General features: G+C 48.1%; 10 protein-coding genes. 9 read left to right on the top strand and 1 reads right to left on the bottom strand.

The window, feature by feature from the left end; translation table 11 throughout:
- Positions 1-250 precede the first annotated feature (250 nt).
- From glnE to Q1A41_RS09410, 9 genes are all read left to right on the top strand, one after another.
- Complete coding sequence (gene glnE / locus Q1A41_RS09450) at positions 251-3,250, top strand: bifunctional [glutamate--ammonia ligase]-adenylyl-L-tyrosine phosphorylase/[glutamate--ammonia-ligase] adenylyltransferase (RefSeq protein WP_299977670.1); 3,000 nt, start codon at positions 251-253, stop codon at positions 3,248-3,250.
- A 205-nt stretch (positions 3,251-3,455) separates the two neighbouring features.
- Positions 3,456-4,451 (top strand): branched-chain amino acid aminotransferase, encoded by a 996-nt coding sequence (locus tag Q1A41_RS09445; RefSeq protein ID WP_299977667.1) that lies wholly within the window; start codon positions 3,456-3,458, stop codon positions 4,449-4,451.
- A 200-nt stretch (positions 4,452-4,651) separates the two neighbouring features.
- Complete coding sequence (locus Q1A41_RS09440; protein WP_299977664.1) at positions 4,652-5,416, top strand: lipopolysaccharide kinase InaA family protein; 765 nt, start codon at positions 4,652-4,654, stop codon at positions 5,414-5,416.
- Between the two features lie 25 nt (positions 5,417-5,441).
- A complete protein-coding gene (msbA, locus tag Q1A41_RS09435) occupies positions 5,442-7,214 on the top strand; it encodes a lipid A export permease/ATP-binding protein MsbA (protein WP_299977661.1) in 1,773 nt (590 codons plus the stop codon).
- Between the two features lie 33 nt (positions 7,215-7,247).
- Complete coding sequence (hldE, locus tag Q1A41_RS09430; RefSeq protein ID WP_299977658.1) at positions 7,248-8,678, top strand: bifunctional D-glycero-beta-D-manno-heptose-7-phosphate kinase/D-glycero-beta-D-manno-heptose 1-phosphate adenylyltransferase HldE; 1,431 nt, start codon at positions 7,248-7,250, stop codon at positions 8,676-8,678.
- Positions 8,679-9,246: 568 nt separating this feature from the next.
- Complete coding sequence (locus tag Q1A41_RS09425) at positions 9,247-12,543, top strand: glycosyl hydrolase (RefSeq protein ID WP_299977655.1); 3,297 nt, start codon at positions 9,247-9,249, stop codon at positions 12,541-12,543.
- 181 nt (positions 12,544-12,724) lie between these two features.
- Positions 12,725-12,970, top strand: a complete 246-nt coding sequence (locus Q1A41_RS09420) for a superinfection immunity protein (RefSeq protein ID WP_299977652.1) — start codon at positions 12,725-12,727, stop codon at positions 12,968-12,970.
- A gap of 76 nt (positions 12,971-13,046) precedes the next feature.
- Positions 13,047-14,150: a histidine kinase gene (locus tag Q1A41_RS09415; protein WP_299977649.1), complete on the top strand. Its 1,104-nt coding sequence runs from the start codon at positions 13,047-13,049 to the stop codon at positions 14,148-14,150.
- Positions 14,147-14,884 carry a LytTR family DNA-binding domain-containing protein gene (locus tag Q1A41_RS09410; RefSeq protein WP_299977646.1) on the top strand — a complete coding sequence of 246 codons (738 nt, stop codon included), beginning with the start codon at positions 14,147-14,149 and terminating at the stop codon, positions 14,882-14,884. Before Q1A41_RS09415 ends, Q1A41_RS09410 begins: the two co-directional genes overlap by 4 nt.
- A 247-nt stretch (positions 14,885-15,131) precedes the next feature.
- Here Q1A41_RS09410 and Q1A41_RS09405 read toward each other — a convergent pair whose 3' ends face one another.
- Complete coding sequence (locus Q1A41_RS09405; protein ID WP_299977643.1) at positions 15,132-16,733, bottom strand: choline dehydrogenase; 1,602 nt, start codon at positions 16,731-16,733, stop codon at positions 15,132-15,134.
- Positions 16,734-16,892: the final 159 nt, after the last annotated feature.

Raw genomic sequence — 16,892 nt, 5'->3', positions numbered from 1 at the left:
CGAAGCTTGTGAATGCCCAAGATTTGCAGACTTTAGCCTTCGGTTCAATGCAATTTAGCGCTTCTTAGCATTTATTGGTCGCGCTTGTCTTATTTGGCTGCTTGATTGTCACCTTCTGGCTCGCTGCTAAGGTGGCAGCTGTTGGCTTTTGTTTGATCTTGGCCCTACAACTCTCTGGGCTTTTAAGCTAGGGTTAGCCATAGTAATAGCAAAAACCATAGCCATTTAAGACAAGCAAAAAGAGACTATTGTGTTAGCGTCCTATGTGCCGAATCAGGCGAACTTCCATACCATCCTTGAGCAATACAGTCAGCAATGGCAAGAACGTGCCAGTGCAGAGCAGCAGGCCAGCCTAGAAAGCCTGCTGGCCGATGAGGGGCTGGCTAAGCAGCTGGCCAAGGCTTGGCTGGGTAGCGAATTTATTTTTCACTGTTGCCGTGATCAGCCACAGTTGCTGATTGATGTGCTGGGCAGCGGTGAGTTGCAGAGTGTTTGGTCCGTAGATGATTTTACCGAGGCTTTAAAAAAGCTAAGTGCCACCGCAGAGAAAGACACTGAACTGGATAGGGCGCTAAGACAATTTCGTCGCCGTGCGATGTTGCGCATTATTTGGCGTGATCTTAATCAGTTGGCTCCGCTAGAAGAAACTACCGCCGATATGAGCGCCTTGGCTGAATGTAGTAGTCAGTTAGCTTTGGAGTTCCATTATCGCTCCTTGGTAAAGCGATATGGTTTACCGATTGGACAAGAGAGCGGCAAGGTGCAATCTTTGGTGGTCTTGGGCATGGGTAAGCTGGGTGCGCGTGAGCTTAATGTTTCCTCCGATATCGATTTAATCCTTGCTTATCCTGAGTCCGGTGAAACCGAACATCGTAATTTAGCGCCGGGCGCTCGCCCTAAAAAGACCACCAGTAACCAAGAGTTTTTTAACCGTTTAGGCCAGAAGATAATTAAAAGCCTAGATGCACAAACAGTCGATGGATTTGTTTTTCGTGTAGATATGCGCTTACGTCCCTACGGTGAAAGCGGTTCATTGGTAATGAACTTTGGCTCCATGGAGGAGTATTACCAAACCCAGGGGCGCGAGTGGGAACGCTACGCCATGATCAAGGCGCGAGTAATTGCTGAGGGCGGCCCTAGCCAAGAAGATCTAGCTGAAGGTTCCGCTGGTGCTGAGCTAATGGAGCTACTACGCCCGTTTAGCTATCGCCGCTATATTGATTTTTCGGCTATCGACGCATTGCGTGACATGAAGCGCATGATCAATCGCGAAGTGCATCGCAAAGGTATGGCCACAGATGTAAAGCTTGGCTTCGGAGGCATTCGCGAAGTGGAGTTTGTGGTGCAGGTATTCCAGCTGATTCGCGGTGGGCGTGATCAGCGTTTACAGGAGCGTCGAGTATTAAAACTATTACCTTTATTGCAAGAAGATGGTTATTTACCCGAGGGTGCTGGTGATCGCTTAGCAGAGGCGTACCGCCTATTAAGACACGTCGAGCATGCCATTCAAGGTCATCAGGATAAACAAACCCAAGCCTTGCCGGTGGATGAAAATGATTTGGAGCGCCTGGCTTGGGTGCTCAATTTTAAGAATTGGGCAGAGTTAGATGCGATGCTGCAAACTCATCGTGAGCAAGTTAATGCCGAGTTTCAGGCGGTGATTGCAGAGCCTGAAGAAGAATCCCAAGAAGAGGATGAATCGGAGGCATTTTTGCCGCTGTGGCTGGGCGAGTTAGAAAAAGATGCTGCCGTCGAATTGCTAGAGCAACGCGGCTACCAGCAATGTGAAAAGCTGATTCAACAGCTTAATGACTTGCGCCAAAGCCGAGCAATTTTGGCCATGCAGGCCGAAGGGCGTGATCGCTTAGATAAATTTATGCCGCGTTTACTCCACACCTTAAGCTTGGGGCGCAACCCAGAGGAAGATATTGCTGAAACCCTGAGTCGAGTATTGGGCTTGGTAAGCTCGGTGGCGCGCCGAACTATTTACTTGGTGTTGCTGACGGAAAACCCCGTCGCCCTAGCGCAGTTGGTTCGCCTCTGCGCGGCCAGCCCTTGGATTGCCGATCAATTATCACGACATCCAGCACTACTTGATGAGCTGCTAGATCATCGCAGTTTGTATTCACCGCCTAGTCGTCAAGAGTTGGCCGACCAGCTAAGGCAAGAGTGTTTACGCATTGAGTGGGATGATCTGGAAGGCTATATGGAAGCCTTGCGCTATTTTCGTATGGCCAATGTGCTGCGCGTTGCAGCCTGTGAGGTGACCGGTGCCATGCCCTTAATGAAGGTCAGTGATCACTTAACGGATATTGCCGAGCTGCTACTTGAAAAGGTCATTGAAGTTGCTTGGAAGCAAATGGTGGATCGCCATGGCCAGCCGCGAGATGCCGAGGGTGAGTCTGTTTCCCGCCCTGAGTTTTTGGTATTGGGCTATGGCAAAGTGGGCGGCATTGAGTTAGGGCACAGCTCTGATCTGGATCTGGTCTTTATCCATGGTGGGGCGCAGGGGCAAAGTACCAGCGGTAAAGATGATACCGGCGAGCGCAGCCTCGATAACTTGATCTTCTATACCCGTATGGCGCAAAAAGTTATCCATATTATGAATACGCAAACCGTGTCTGGGCAGCTGTATGAGGTGGATATGCGCTTGCGGCCAAATGGTAATTCCGGAATGTTGGTCACAACGGTTGAGGCATATGAGCAATATTTACAGCAAGAAGCATGGACCTGGGAGAAGCAAGCTCTAGTTCGTGCGCGTGCAATTTCGGGCTGTCGCTCACTGGCTGAGCAATTTGATAAGGTTCGCCAAAATATCCTCTGCCAGCCCCGTGAATTGGCAGCATTACGTGAAGATGTTGTGCAAATGCGCGAAAAAATGCGCAAACATTTGGCCACGCAAGGCCCAGATAGCGAAAAAGCCCTGCGCTTCGATATCAAGCAAGATGTCGGAGGTATCGTGGATATTGAATTTATGGTTCAATACGGCGTACTTGCCTGGGCTCATGAGCAGCCCTCCTTGGCGAAGTGGACGGATAATATTCGTATCCTGGGTTGCCTAGAGCAAACCGGGTTTATATCGGCAGATGACACTGCCCAACTTATCGAAGCTTACAAGGCCTATCGATCCGCCGGACACCGACTCGCGCTACAGCGCCAAAAAAGTGTCCTGCACGGAAAATCTGAATTTACAGCTGAACGCCAATCGGTGCAGCGACTATGGCAGCAATTAATGTTACTGCCCAAATAGTGGCTTGGCTTTGGGGCGCTTGGTTTTCCTGTCCGCTGTGACGCTTTTGAAGATTGTGGCGAGCAAAATGAGGGTTGGTAGCAAGATTACGTCTGTTTGGATGGCGGATGCTTTGCCGTTATTTTCCCTTAGTTGATAACGAGCTTAATGACTGAACGGCGCGAGCTTTGCGCTGCAGTCACTCTATATTTGTTTGAGGTTTCAGATGGCCGCGTTTGGTACAGTTTTCATGCCGCAAATGGCACTTTCTCGCTTTGATGGTTCTGGCTGGAGTGAGGCCGAAATGGTCGCCAGCGATAGCATCTCTTTGCACCCTGGCGCCCATGTATTGCACTATTCGAGCACCTGTTTTGAAGGCTTAAAGGCCTTTAAGCAGCCTGACGGCTCTATCAAGCTTTTCCGTATGGATAAGAATGTAGAGCGCTTCGCCCAAAGCAGTGAACTGCTATCACTCCCGGCAATCGATAAGCAGGCCACAGCGAAGATGATCACGGACATTGTTGCTTTATATGCCGATGAAGTTCCTGCTCCACCGGGCTCTATGTATGTTCGCCCAACGCATTTTGGTATCGACCCTGCGATTGGCAAGGCGGCGGCCCCCTCCGAGACCTCATTGCAATATGTTTTGTTGTCACCTGTAGGTGAGTACTTCAGCAGTGAAGGTGGTGGTTTGCGTTTGTTGCTGGATGAAACCGGTATGCGCTGTGCGCCACACAATGGCATGATCAAAAGTGGCGGTAACTATGCCAGTGCCTTACGTCCTATTATGCAGGCCCGTGATAAGTACAAGGCCGACCAGGTGCTGTTCTGTCCCGGTGGCTACGCCCAGGAAACCGGTGCCGCTAACTTCTTGTTGATTGACGATGGTGAAGTAATCACCAAAGCATTGGATGAGAGCTTCTTACACGGTGTAACCCGCGATTCCATTCTTACGCTGGCCAAAGACATGGGGATGAAAGTCTCTGAGCGCGAGTTATCTGTGGAAGAAATTCTAGAGCGTGCGGCGAAGCCAAGCTGTGAGGCGGCCCTTTCTGGTACCGCAGCGGTATTGGCCCCGGTTGGCACCTTTATTCACAATGATAAAGAGTACCAGGTTGCTGATGGCAATGAAGGCCCAGTAACTAAGCAGCTGCGCCAGGCGATGAACGATCTACAGTGGGGTCTAGCTGAAGATAAGCATGGCTGGTTGTTCGACGTTTAAATTAAACCATCCACTCATGGCCTGCTAATCGTCTGTTGCTAGCTTTGTGATACGGGGTATTTGGCGCCGTAATTGCAGCACTCATGCCTCTGTGTGTAGTCGCCATGGGCTAGTAGGATATCGCCGGTCACTTTAGTGGTCGGCGTTTTGCCTTTAGGGCTGTTATAATCCGGCCTTTGATGAAGACAAGGCAATTTATCGTGTGGCCCAACTCGGCTAAAAAGAACAGTGAAGGCTATATTGAGGCCCATTTCCGCCAGCAGTTTCGCCCGGCGCATATGCTTAATTTCCACGCCCTGTGGGAAATGCAGTTTCTTGATATCCACAAAATCTCCTTTCCAGAGGCTGGCCAAAGCCTGATCGACCGCTTTGACTTGGATGGCTTGGGTGCCTTTTACATTAAGCGCCAACTGGATCGCAGTGTGCGGACATGGCGTCGCCCATTCGGTGAGCCGACCTTTGCCCAAGAGCTACGCAATATTCGCCTGTGCGAGCAACACCATATTCCTACTTTAGAGCCTGTTTATTATGGTGAGCGCCAGATGGAATCAGGGTTGGCTGCAATTCTTATCGTGCGGGCCCTAGATGGCTATCAGTCGCTGCAAGATATTTTGGTGAAATGGTATGGCCTTGAGCGCCATACTCGTGAGGCGATTCTGCTAACGACGGGCAAGGCCTTGGGACGAATTCACGGTGCAGGTTTAAGCCATCGCCGCTTGCTGGCCGACGATATCATTATCGATCTTACTCAAATTCCCCAGTGGCGTTTGGCCAGCCCGCAATATATAACGCCAGCTAAAAGCCGTGATCTACTAATGGAGTTGCAAGGTTTTCTAGCGAGTATTTCCGTAGTTGGTGAAACTGAATTGGATTTCCTGCTAAAAGCCTATGTTGAAATCTGCCCGCAGTGGGCTGATGTCGGTGCACTTAAGCAGGCACTTTTCCCAAGCCGGCAGGCAAGCTAGCTCAGTATTAATTCGAGAATGGTTTATGACAGAACTTAGCGCTTCAGAGTCTGGGCAAAAGGCCAGCGGAGCACAAACTTATCGTCGCTTGTTAAGTTATCTTTTACCCCATAAGTTTATGCTGAGCATGGGCTTGATTGGCTTTGCTATTTTTGCAGCCTCTCAACCGGCATTAACTAAGCTATTTGGTATTTTGGTGGATTCCATTAATGGTGGTGATAGTGATTATAAAATCATTATTCCTCTTGCGGTGGTAGGTATCTTTTTTATTCGTGGTGTTGGCACTTTCATCGGTAGCTATGCCTTATCAAAAGTCTCTTTGGGCATTGTGCACAATTTGCGTGTGCAGCTTTTCGATCAGTTAACCTTGGCGCCGGGAGAGTATTTCGATAACAACAACTCCGGCCATCTGGTTTCGCGTATTACCTATAATGTTACCCAAGTAACCGATGCCTGTACGGAAGCGATTAAGGTTCTGATTCGAGAAGGCTTAACCGTCATCGTTTTGTTGGGGTATTTAATTTGGGAAGATTGGAAGCTTACCTTGGTGTTTGTTGCCATCGCTCCTATTCTTGGTTTTATTGTTTCAAAAGTGGGTAAGCGCCTACGTCGTTTATCGAGCAATATTCAATTGACCATGGGGGATGTTACCCAGTCAGCATCCGAAATGATAAATGGCTACAAAGTTATGCGCAGCTTCGGCGGTGAAGATTATGAGCGTGGTCGATTTGAAGAAGCCAGTGTTGCCAACTTTAAACAAAATTTAAAAATGGTGACTACCGCTGCCATTAACACGCCAGTTTTACAGTTGATCGTGGCAATTGCCCTGGGGGTGCTAATGTACATTGCCCTCAGTTTTATGGGCTCTTCAACCCCGGGTGACTTTATTGCTTATCTAGGTGCTGCGGCTTTAATTCCTAAGCCAGTACGCCAGCTCAGCGAGGTTAACTCAAAAATTCAAAAGGGCATCGCGGCGGCTGAAGATATTTTTGCTCAATTAGATGTTGAGCCAGAGCCTGATTACGGCAGCCATACGAGTGAGCGTGTAGCCGGTAATATCGCCATTAAAGATTTGAATTTTGCCTACAATGCCAGCGAAGGCAATGTTCTTAAAAATATCAATTTGAACATTAATGCCGGGCAAACCGTTGCCTTGGTAGGGCGTTCAGGAAGCGGCAAAACAACCTTGGCCAGCTTAATTCCGCGATTTTATCATCACGAGCAAGGCAGTATTTGCATTGATGATGTGCCGCTAAATGACTATCAGCTAGCAAGCCTGCGACAGCAAATCGCCCTGGTGAATCAAGACGTAACCCTCTTTAACGATAGCTTGCGCAATAATATTGCCTACGGTGGTTTGGCCGATGTCGGTGAAGAAAAGCTTCGTCAGGCGGCGGAAGCTGCACATTGTTGCGAGTTTATCGATCAGTTCAGTGATGGCTTTGATACCCTGGTAGGTGAAGACGGCACACGTTTAAGTGGTGGCCAGCGCCAGCGAATTGCTTTGGCTAGGGCCTTGCTAAAAGATGCGCCGATTTTAATTCTTGATGAAGCTACCTCAGCTTTAGATACCGAATCGGAACGCAAAATCCAAGCAGCACTTGACCGTTTGATGGAAAACCGTACGACTATCGTTATTGCGCATCGCTTATCCACTATTGAAAATGCCGATGTCATCGTAGTGATGGAAAAGGGCGAAATCGTAGAGCAGGGCAGCCATCAAGAGCTACTAGAAAAGAATGGCGCCTATGCCAAGCTGCATGCAATGCAGTTTGGTGAAGAGAGCAGCCCCGAATAAAACAATGTGCAATGTATACCTGAGGAGAGAATCATGCAGTTGAGCATGCCCCGTTTTGACCAAGGCAATGTGCTGGTGGTTGGCGATGTAATGCTTGATCGTTACTGGCAAGGTGATACCGCCAGAGTATCTCCTGAGGCGCCGGTACCTGTTGTCAATGTAAAAGTGACAGATGATCGCCCAGGTGGCGCCAGTAATGTTGCCATGAATATTGCCGCACTGGGTGCCGCTGCTAACCTTGCAGGTTTGGTTGGGCGAGATGAGGCGGCGGATAGCTTGCGTGAATCTTTAACTTCTGTTGGTGTGAACTGTCTTTTCAGTGAGGTCGGCGATAAGCCGACTATTACCAAGCTACGCGTAGTGAGTCGCCAGCAGCAGCTTTTACGAATGGATTTCGAAGAGGCTTTTGCGCAACAAGACAGTGAATTATTAAGTAATAGTGTTTCACTGGAAAATGTTCAAGTGCTGCTGCTGTCGGATTATGCCAAGGGCAGCCTGCAGCATTGCCAAGAATTAATTGCCAAAGCTCGCCAAAAAAATATCCCCGTTTTGGTAGACCCTAAAGGACATGACTTTAAGCGTTATCGTGGTGCTACTTTATTAACGCCAAACTTGTCGGAGTTTGAAGCAGTTGTTGGGCACTGTGCTAATGAAGCTGAGCTGCTGAGTAAAGGCCAGCAGCTTTTGCAAGATTTAGAGTTGCAGGCGCTATTAATTACTCGTGGCGAGCAGGGTATGACCTTGCTACAAGCCAATGTTGAAGGTGAGTTTCACCTGCCAGCCAAAGCGCGAGAAGTTTTTGATGTGACTGGCGCAGGCGATACCGTTATTGCGGTACTGGCGGCAAGTTTGGCCGCTGGTAGTGAACTGCCGATGGCGGTGGCCTTGGCGAATGTGGCTGCAGGCATGGTAGTGGCCAAGTTGGGTACCGCTACAATCTCTGCACCAGAATTGCGCCAGGCAATCAGTGAAGGCCAAGAGGTAGAGTGTGGTGTTGTTAATGAAGAGCAGTTATTGCTGGCGCTACGTGAAGCCAAAGCGCGGGGCGAAAAAGTTGTTTTTACCAATGGCTGCTTTGATATTCTGCACGCCGGCCACGTTGGCTACCTAGCCGATGCTCGCGATCTTGGTGATCGCTTAATTGTGGCCATTAATAGCGATGAATCGGTGTCACGCTTAAAAGGTCCTTCAAGACCAATCAACCCAGTCGATCGTCGCATGGCAGTATTAGCGGGTTTATCGGCAGTTGATTGGGTGCTGTCTTTTGCCGACGACACTCCAGAGCGTTTACTAGAATTAATCCAGCCCGACGTGCTAGTAAAAGGCGGCGACTACAGCGAAGAGCAAGTGGTAGGCTGGGAAATTGTTAAAGCCAATGGTGGTGAAGTTAAAGTGCTCAGCTTTTTCGACAACTGCTCAACCACAGCTATCGTAGAAAAAGTCATCGCCGACGCCGATAAATAAACAGCCACTAAACAAGGGGGTCAGATCCCAAGGGATCTGACCCCAAATCGAAGCCGATACCTCTAAGGCCGCCTTTCCCATATTAAAACCCACCAATTCTTAACTCAGCATTTTGTCCGGTTGAAGTTCAAAGCTGTGAGAATAAGAATAAGCTAAAGCTCAGGCTTCAATAAACTTAAAGGTGATCAGCAATGAATGTCGCAATAGCCAGAGGCTTGTCGGTGATACTCTCATCGTTGGCTGCTGTCTTGTTTATCACTGTGCTTGATGTGATTTTCAACCCTGTGCCCACCTCACTACAAATCACTTTTGTGGCTTTTCTATCGGGCAGCGGTGCTATCAGCATTTATGCAAAACTAAGGTCGGGGTCAGATCCCAAGGGATCTGACCCCAAATCGAAGCCAAGCACCTAACCGCTCTAAAACCCCCGCCAAACCAACTAAAGCACTTAAACCCATAAACCCATCACTTAAACGGCTTTTACTGTGTTCTCATCGCTATATAAATTCAGGTTGTTATAGTATAACGTTTTGCTATACCCCTAAAAATCAATAAGTAGGAACTTGCTATGAACAACACAGGGCTATTGCGCTCTTTGAAGCTCATGCTGCTTGGTACGGCTTGTGCTATTAGCGTCCCGAGTTTTGCTGAAGAAAAAGAGGATCAGGCGCCACTTTCCAGTGCGACCTTTAAAGGTTTAGAGCTGCGCAACATTGGGCCGGGCTTTATGTCGGGTCGTATCGCTGATATTGCTATCGATCCAAAAGATACCAGCACTTGGTATGTTGGCGTAGGCTCCGGCGGTGTTTGGAAAACCAAAAATGCGGGCATTAGTTGGAAGCCTATATTCGATGGGCAGCCAGTTTATTCAATTGGCGCCGTAGTTCTAGATCCTAGCAATAGTAATACGGTATGGGTAGGTAGCGGCGAGAATGTCGGCGGCCGTCATATCAGTTTTGGTGACGGCGTTTATGTCAGCCACAATGGCGGCGCTAAGTGGACCAATATGGGGCTGAAAGACTCTGGCCATATCTCCGAAATTATTGTGCACCCGAAAGACCCAAATACAGTGTGGGTTGCTGCTCAAGGCCCGCTTTGGAAAAAAGGCGGTCAGCGCGGTTTGTTTAAAACTACGGATGGCGGTAAAAACTGGAAACAGGTTTTAGGTGATAAAGAATGGGTGGGCGTTACCGATCTTGTGATCGACCCTCGTAACCCTGATGTGCTTTATGCAGCTACCTGGCAGCGTCATCGTACTGTAGCGGCCTATTATGGCGGCGGCCCAGGTTCTGGCCTGCACAAATCCAGCGATGGTGGTGAGACTTGGCAAAAGCTTGAGCAAGGCTTACCTAAAGAAGAGATGGGTAAAATTGGTTTAGCCATTTCACCAATTGACCCGGATGTGGTTTACGCCGCTATCGAGTTAAAGCAGCGTACAGGTGCAGTGTTCCGTTCAGCAGATCGCGGCGCTTCTTGGGTTAAAGGTGCCGATGCGGTCGCAGGTGGTACTGGCCCCCACTATTATCAAGAGCTTTACGCTAGCCCCCATTATTTTGATCATATTTATCTTGCCGGCGTTCGCATGCAAGAATCAAAAGATGGCGGTAAGACCTTTGCGGCAATGAAAGAAGCCCATAAGCACAGTGATAACCACGCTATGGAATTTATCGCCGGCGATAAAAACTACATGATGGTGGGCTCTGATGGTGGCTTATATGAGAGCTTCGATTTAGGCGAGCATTGGCGTTTCCATAAAAACCTACCTATTACGCAATACTATAAAGTGGCCTTAGATGATGCGAAGCCGTTTTATAATATTTATGGTGGTACCCAAGACAATAACTCTCAAGGTGGCCCTTCGCGTACCGATAGCGAGCACGGCATTCTAAATTCTGATTGGGAAGTGATTCTATTTGGTGATGGTCATCAGCCTGCGACTGAGCCGGGTAATCCCGATATTGTTTATGCGGAATGGCAGCAAGGCAATTTAACGCGCTACGATCGTACGACTGGTGAAATGGTTTATATCCAGCCGCAGCCTGGAAAAGGTGAAGGTCCAGAGCGTTATAATTGGGATGCGCCAATTTTGGTGAGCCCCCATAAGCCAACGCGTTTGTATTTTGCATCGCATCGTGTTTGGAAATCTGAAGATCGTGGCGATACTTGGACAGCGATTTCAGGCGATCTCACTAAAAATCTTAAGCGCATAGAGCAGCCTATTATGGGCAGCACCCAAGGCTGGGATGGCGCTTGGGATATTTATGCGATGTCCCAGTTCAGCACCATTACGTCTTTGGCAGAATCACCCGTGCAAGAAGGCTTGATCTATGCCGGTACCGACGATGGCCGCATTCAAGTGACTGAAAACGGCGGTGAAAACTGGCGCAAGATTGATATCAATAAATTACCGGGCGTACCTAAAACCGCCTTTGTTAATGATATCAAAGCCGATATGTTTGATGCCGATACGGTTTATGTAGCCTTAGACAATCATAAATTTGGTGATTACAAACCTTATCTCTATAAAAGTAACAACCGCGGTAAATCTTGGAAGTCCATGGCCGGTGATCTGCCTGCTAAGCACCTAGTGTGGCGTTTAGTGCAAGATCATGTTGATGCGAATTTGTTCTTCTTGGGTACCGAGTTCGGACTGTTCTTCAGTATCGACGCTGGTGAAAAGTGGGTTAAATTGCAGGGCAATGTTCCAACAATCTCTTTCCGCGACTTGGCCATTCAGCGTCGTGAAAATGATTTGGTGGGCGCAAGCTTTGGTCGCGGCTTCTTTGTGCTGGATGACTATAGTGCTCTGCGTAATCTAACTGAGCAGCAGCTAGAGCAAGAATCTTTATTGTTCCCAGCTCGCGATGCTCTTTGGTACATCGAACGTAGCCCATTAGGGGGCGATGAAATCGGCTCCCAAGGCGAAAATACCTATCGTGCCCCCAACCCCGAGTTTGGTGCGACATTCACCTATTATCTAAAAGACGATATTAAGAGCTTAAAGGAAATTCGTCAGGCCAAAGAAATGGCCCAGAAAAAAGCGAAGAAAACCCTTAAAGTTCCATCTTGGGATTCCTTAGCCGCCGAAGAGCGTCAGCAGCAGCCAAGCTTGTGGTTCACCATTCGTGATGAGCAGGGTAATGTTGTACGTAAGATGCAAGGCAAGGCGAAAAAAGGTATTCAGCGTGTAACTTGGGATCTTCGTTGGCCTGGCCATCAGGCGGTAGGTTTGCAGGGCGATTATTTTGATCCTGTGCCTAGAGGCCCAATGGTCGCACCAGGTAATTACACCGTGAGCATGAGCAAGGAAGTTGATGGCGTAATTACTGAGCTGCAAGCGGCGCAGCCATTTAAAGTTGTGCAAATGCATAAGCGTGACGCACTGAAAGATGTCGATGGTGCAAAAGTGGCAGCCTTCTGGAAAGAGCTGGCTTCTGTGCAGCGTGTATCTACCGCCACCGCTAAGGCACTTGCTGATTCGGTAAAACGTTTAGATTTGCTAGAGCAATCATTGGATCGCACCGTAGTCGCTCTTGGTGAGCATGATGCCAAGTTCGCAGAGCTACGTGCTCAGCTGCTTGTATTGGACAGCCGTCTGAATGGTAACCCGGCCAAGAATAAGGTTGGTGCTTGGAACGGTGTGGGTATCAATGACCGTTTATTCCATGCTCAAATCGGCACCTTCCGTTCAACCTATGGCCCAACTCCAGCGATTGAGCAGAGTGTGGCTATTGCTAAGGAAGAGCTAGGTGAGTTGCGTAACGCATTGGAAAATCTACGCAATACTAAGATTCCAGCTTTTGAGCAGCAGCTGCAAGCGCTAGGCGCCCCTTGGGTTCCTGGACAACCACTGCCTAAGTTGTAAGCACGCGACTTCGATACCGGGGTCAGAACCCATAGGGTTCTGACCCCATTCTTCCCTCGCATTCAGCCTAATACCAAAAATCACGCCCTTCGACCGAAATTCACTTTTTCTCTCTAATAGCAGCCCAGCCCTTCTAAGATACAAACTCAACAAACACATTGAGTACTGAAGGAGCACAACCATGTTAGAGCGTTTTTCACAGTTTGATAGCACAGCCTTATGGACAGAGCATGGGGTTTTTCTGTTGATCTTTATTCCTTTGTTTCTAGCGATCTACTTTTTGCCAAGTTTAGTTGCCTTTGTAATGAGGCGCGAAAGTAAGAAAAAGATCTTATTGGCGAATATTCCAGCAGGATTATCTTGGATTGCCTGGTTTGGAGTCTTAGCTTGGGCAGTAGTTGGTAAGCTGGAAGAGGAAAAATGCTAATCGCCGTTTACCTAGGGGCCTGGGCATTGCTATGCTGCCTAGAAGAAATTAATCAGCAACTATGGTTATCATGGATATGTCACAGCGCCTTAGCGTTTGGCTGGCTGAATGTCGCCAGCCAAGCACTGCCTATAAAATTGCCTGCTTTATTATTGTATTAGTTCATGTCAGCAGTGGCTTTATTCTTATGGAGCTTTTCCTAGAGGACTTAGCTAGGGATCGTTTAATGCTACTGCTGCGCCTTACGGGCGAGTCCCTAATGATCGTGGCGATTTGTCATATCTGTATGCGGCCTTTTCTTCGATTAGGAATCCTGCGTTCTGGGCTAAATGGAACTTCCTTTGCTGGCCTTTTCCTTTATTGTGTTCCCGTCGCTGGTGTTATGTCATTGCTAATGTATGGTATCGCCAGTGTTTCTGATTTCTCGGACTTCGATATCGATAGTATCCAGTTTACTAATAAAGCCGGTGAGACCTCTAGCCACAATCGAGCTACTTCAGCTTATGTGATTTATGCTGGGCAGCAATATGCATTTCTGCTTTTTTGGGCTGCGGTATATTTATCTTGGCATTTCTATCGTAAGCGCGTTGAGCTGTCCCGTGAGCTGGAAATTGCACGTTTACAGCAATTGGCCAATCAGATAAACCCTCATTTTCTATTCAATACGCTCAATAGTATTCGAGCCTTGGTTTACTCTGATCAAGATAAAGCGGCCGAAACCATTACCCAGCTTTCGGAGCTAATGCGAGTTCATATGCACGCCGAGGTAGCAACGCTTAGCCGTTTTGAGCAAGAGTGCGAGCTGGCCGAAAGCTACTTAAAGATTGAGCTACTGAGATTGCAGGAGCGTTTAACCGTTAGATGGGATGTGTCACCCAATGTTGGTACGGTACAAATGCCAAGCTTGGTATTGCTTACCCTATTAGAAAACGCGGTTAAATATGGTATCGCACCTTCAAGTAAAGCTGGCGTTATCGATATTGAAGCAAAGCTAGTCGACGATAATCGCTTCCGTTTAACAGTAAGCAATAGCTTGCCCGAAAAGAGTGCCGAAAAAGGCAATGGCATTGGCTTGAAAAATATCGAGAAACGTCTGCAGCTACTCTATGCCGATCAAGCGACGCTATCTATCAAACATGCACAGCAGTTTACTGCTGTAGTGGAGATTCCAGTGCCATGAAATTATTGATTGTTGATGATGAGCCGCTCGCTCGCCAAGAGCTAGAGCGCCTACTGGGTCGCTATGATGATATAAACTCCCTTAAACAGGCTGCCAATGGCAAGGAGGCTCTGGAGATACTACAGCAAGAAAGTTTTGATACCGTCTTTGTTGATATACGTATGCCCGAAATGGACGGTATTGAGCTGGTAGCCAGTGCCGGGAATAAAAGCTTATTTGTATTCTGTACCGCATACAGTCAGCACGCACTTGAAGCCTTTGACTTAAATGCCTTTGATTATTTGTTAAAGCCTGTAAATCCCAGTCGCTTGGATCAGGTCATCGCCAAGGTACGCTTGGCATTGGCTGACAAGTCTTATCACGGTCAGCAAGAAAAAGCGGCTTCGGTAGAACAGCTACCAGAAAGCCATGGTTTTCTCCTAAAGTTTGGGCACGATTACCGCATAGTGCGTTTGCAAGATGTTCAGCGTTTTGAAGCGGTTGGCAATCATGTGGCCGTTCACCTGGAAAGTGAGAAGTCTTTTATACAAAGCTCTTTAAGTCGTCTAGAAGCAAAGTTAGACAGTAATGTGTTTTTCAAGGCCAGTCGCAGCGATATTGTTCGTGTAGATGCGATTGCTCAGGTGGAAGAGGGTGTGAGCTCGGGCAGCTTGATGTTGATACTCAAAAACGGGCAGGAAATAGAGGTGAGCCGAAGACAGGTGCAGGCTTTAAAGAAACAGTTTAGTTTGTAGTGCCTCGGCTATTTTTGCATCACTCCAAGTTTCGATTTCTAGTATGACTTGATATGGGTTGCTGAATTGTTTTTTTAAAAGCTGATCTACCAATGTCGCATAGACGCTTGATTATTCAGAGGTGCCCTAAGTCAACAAATATAGTGCTGACAACCTCGGGGTAAAACTCCTTCAGCAACAACAAAGCCTTGCTGTCACACAAGGCTTGTTTTTCTCGGTCGATCTTATTCACCGCTGTAGCCAATGGCTATTGATTAGCGGCCAAGATCATATCGGAAGCTTTTTCTGCGATCATCATGGTCGGCGCGTTAGTATTGCCGCTAACTACAGTTGGCATAATCGAGGCGTCGATAACTCGTAAACCTTCTATGCCATGAACGCAAAGGTTGTCATCAACTATCGCCATTTCATCATTGCCCATTTTGCAGGTACCTACAGGGTGGTAGATGTGGCTGGCATTTTCACGAATAAAGGCTTCAATTTCTTCATCGCTCTGGCAGGCCGATCCCGGGGTAATTTCAGCACCGCTCACTTTGCGCAAGGCTTCCCCTTGCAATAATTCGCGGCCGCGTTTTACGGCGGCAACCAGTAAATTCATATCTTCAGCTTCGCTGAGAAGATTCAAATTGATAACAGGATCATCAGTCGCATTTTTACTGGCCAAGGTAACGCTGCCACGACTCTTCGGGCGCAATACACAGACATGCAAACTGTGACCATAAATGCTGTAATAACTGGTGTCACGACCGTGATCGCCCATCGCGGCAGGCGAGAAGTGCAACTGAATATCGGGTCTTTCAGCATTTTCTCCAACCTTAATAAAGCCACCAGCTTCCGCTACAGTAGAAGTTAAATTACCGCGGCGAGCAAAAATAAACTGGAAAAAAGCCTTGGTAGAATTCCACAGCGCTTTAGGGCGAGTGAGGGCCAAGCTAGTGCCGGTATTTTCTTTGGTGGTAATCAATACATCAGCGTGCTCTTGTAAGTTTTTCCCGACACCCGGCAAATGATGCACAGTCTCAATGCCATGTTTATCAAGCTCGGCTTTGTCGCCAATACCCGATAGCTGCAATAACTGTGGAGAGCCAAAGGCACCCGAGCTAATTAAAACTTCTTTATTGGTTTTTAATACTCGGCGCTGACTCCCTTCAATAATCTCAACACCCACTGCACGTTTCCCCTCAAAGATAATCTTGCTGGCATGCACTTTACTGATCAGTGTTAAATTACGGCGTTCTTTAAGTACGGGGTGAAGATAGGCCGCTGCAGCACTGTGCCGCAGGCCGTTTTTCTGAGTGGCCTGAAACCAGCCAACGCCTTCTTGTTCGGCGCCATTAAAATCCTGAGTCGCTTTCTCGCCTTGTTCTACGGCAGAATCGATAAAGGCCTGACTCAAAGCATGCTGACTGCGCGAATCGGCTACATTTAATGGGCCGCCAGTACCATGCAATTCATTAGCACCACGCTCTTGGTGTTGTGAGCGCTTAAAATAAGGCAGTACCTCGTCAAAACTCCAGCCTTTATTCCCGGCGTCTGCCCAACTATCGTAATCTTCCTTCTGGCCGCGTACATAAAGCATGGCATTGATCGAGCTGCTGCCACCAAGCACTTTACCCCTTGGGCAGTATATCTCTCGGCCATTAAGGGTTTTTTGGGCGCTGGAGTTATAAGACCAATTGAATAAGCCGCCTGCTAAACTGGCCAAAACCCCGAGCGGGGTATAAACCAAAGGGTTGCGATCACTACCGCCAGCTTCAATTAAACAAACACGGTTTTTAGGGTCGGCTGATAGGCGATTGGCCAATACACAGCCCGCCGAACCGGCACCAACGATAATGTAATCGTACATAGGGGTAGCTCACTCTTTATATTTATCTCGAGGGCTATGGTAATGAAAGTGGTTCGCAATTGAATGTTTTGTTTTGACATTTGATGCCGAAGTTTGATTGTTAGAAAGGGGCTAGCTGGACCGGCCTCTAAGGTGGGGTAGTGTTTCTCCGTTCCGATG

This window comes from uncultured Pseudoteredinibacter sp., assembly GCF_947502065.1.
Taxonomy (GTDB): Bacteria; Pseudomonadota; Gammaproteobacteria; order Pseudomonadales; family Cellvibrionaceae; genus Pseudoteredinibacter.
The sequence above is the reverse complement of the archived record's forward strand: the minus strand, read 5'-3'. Positions and strand labels throughout refer to the sequence as shown.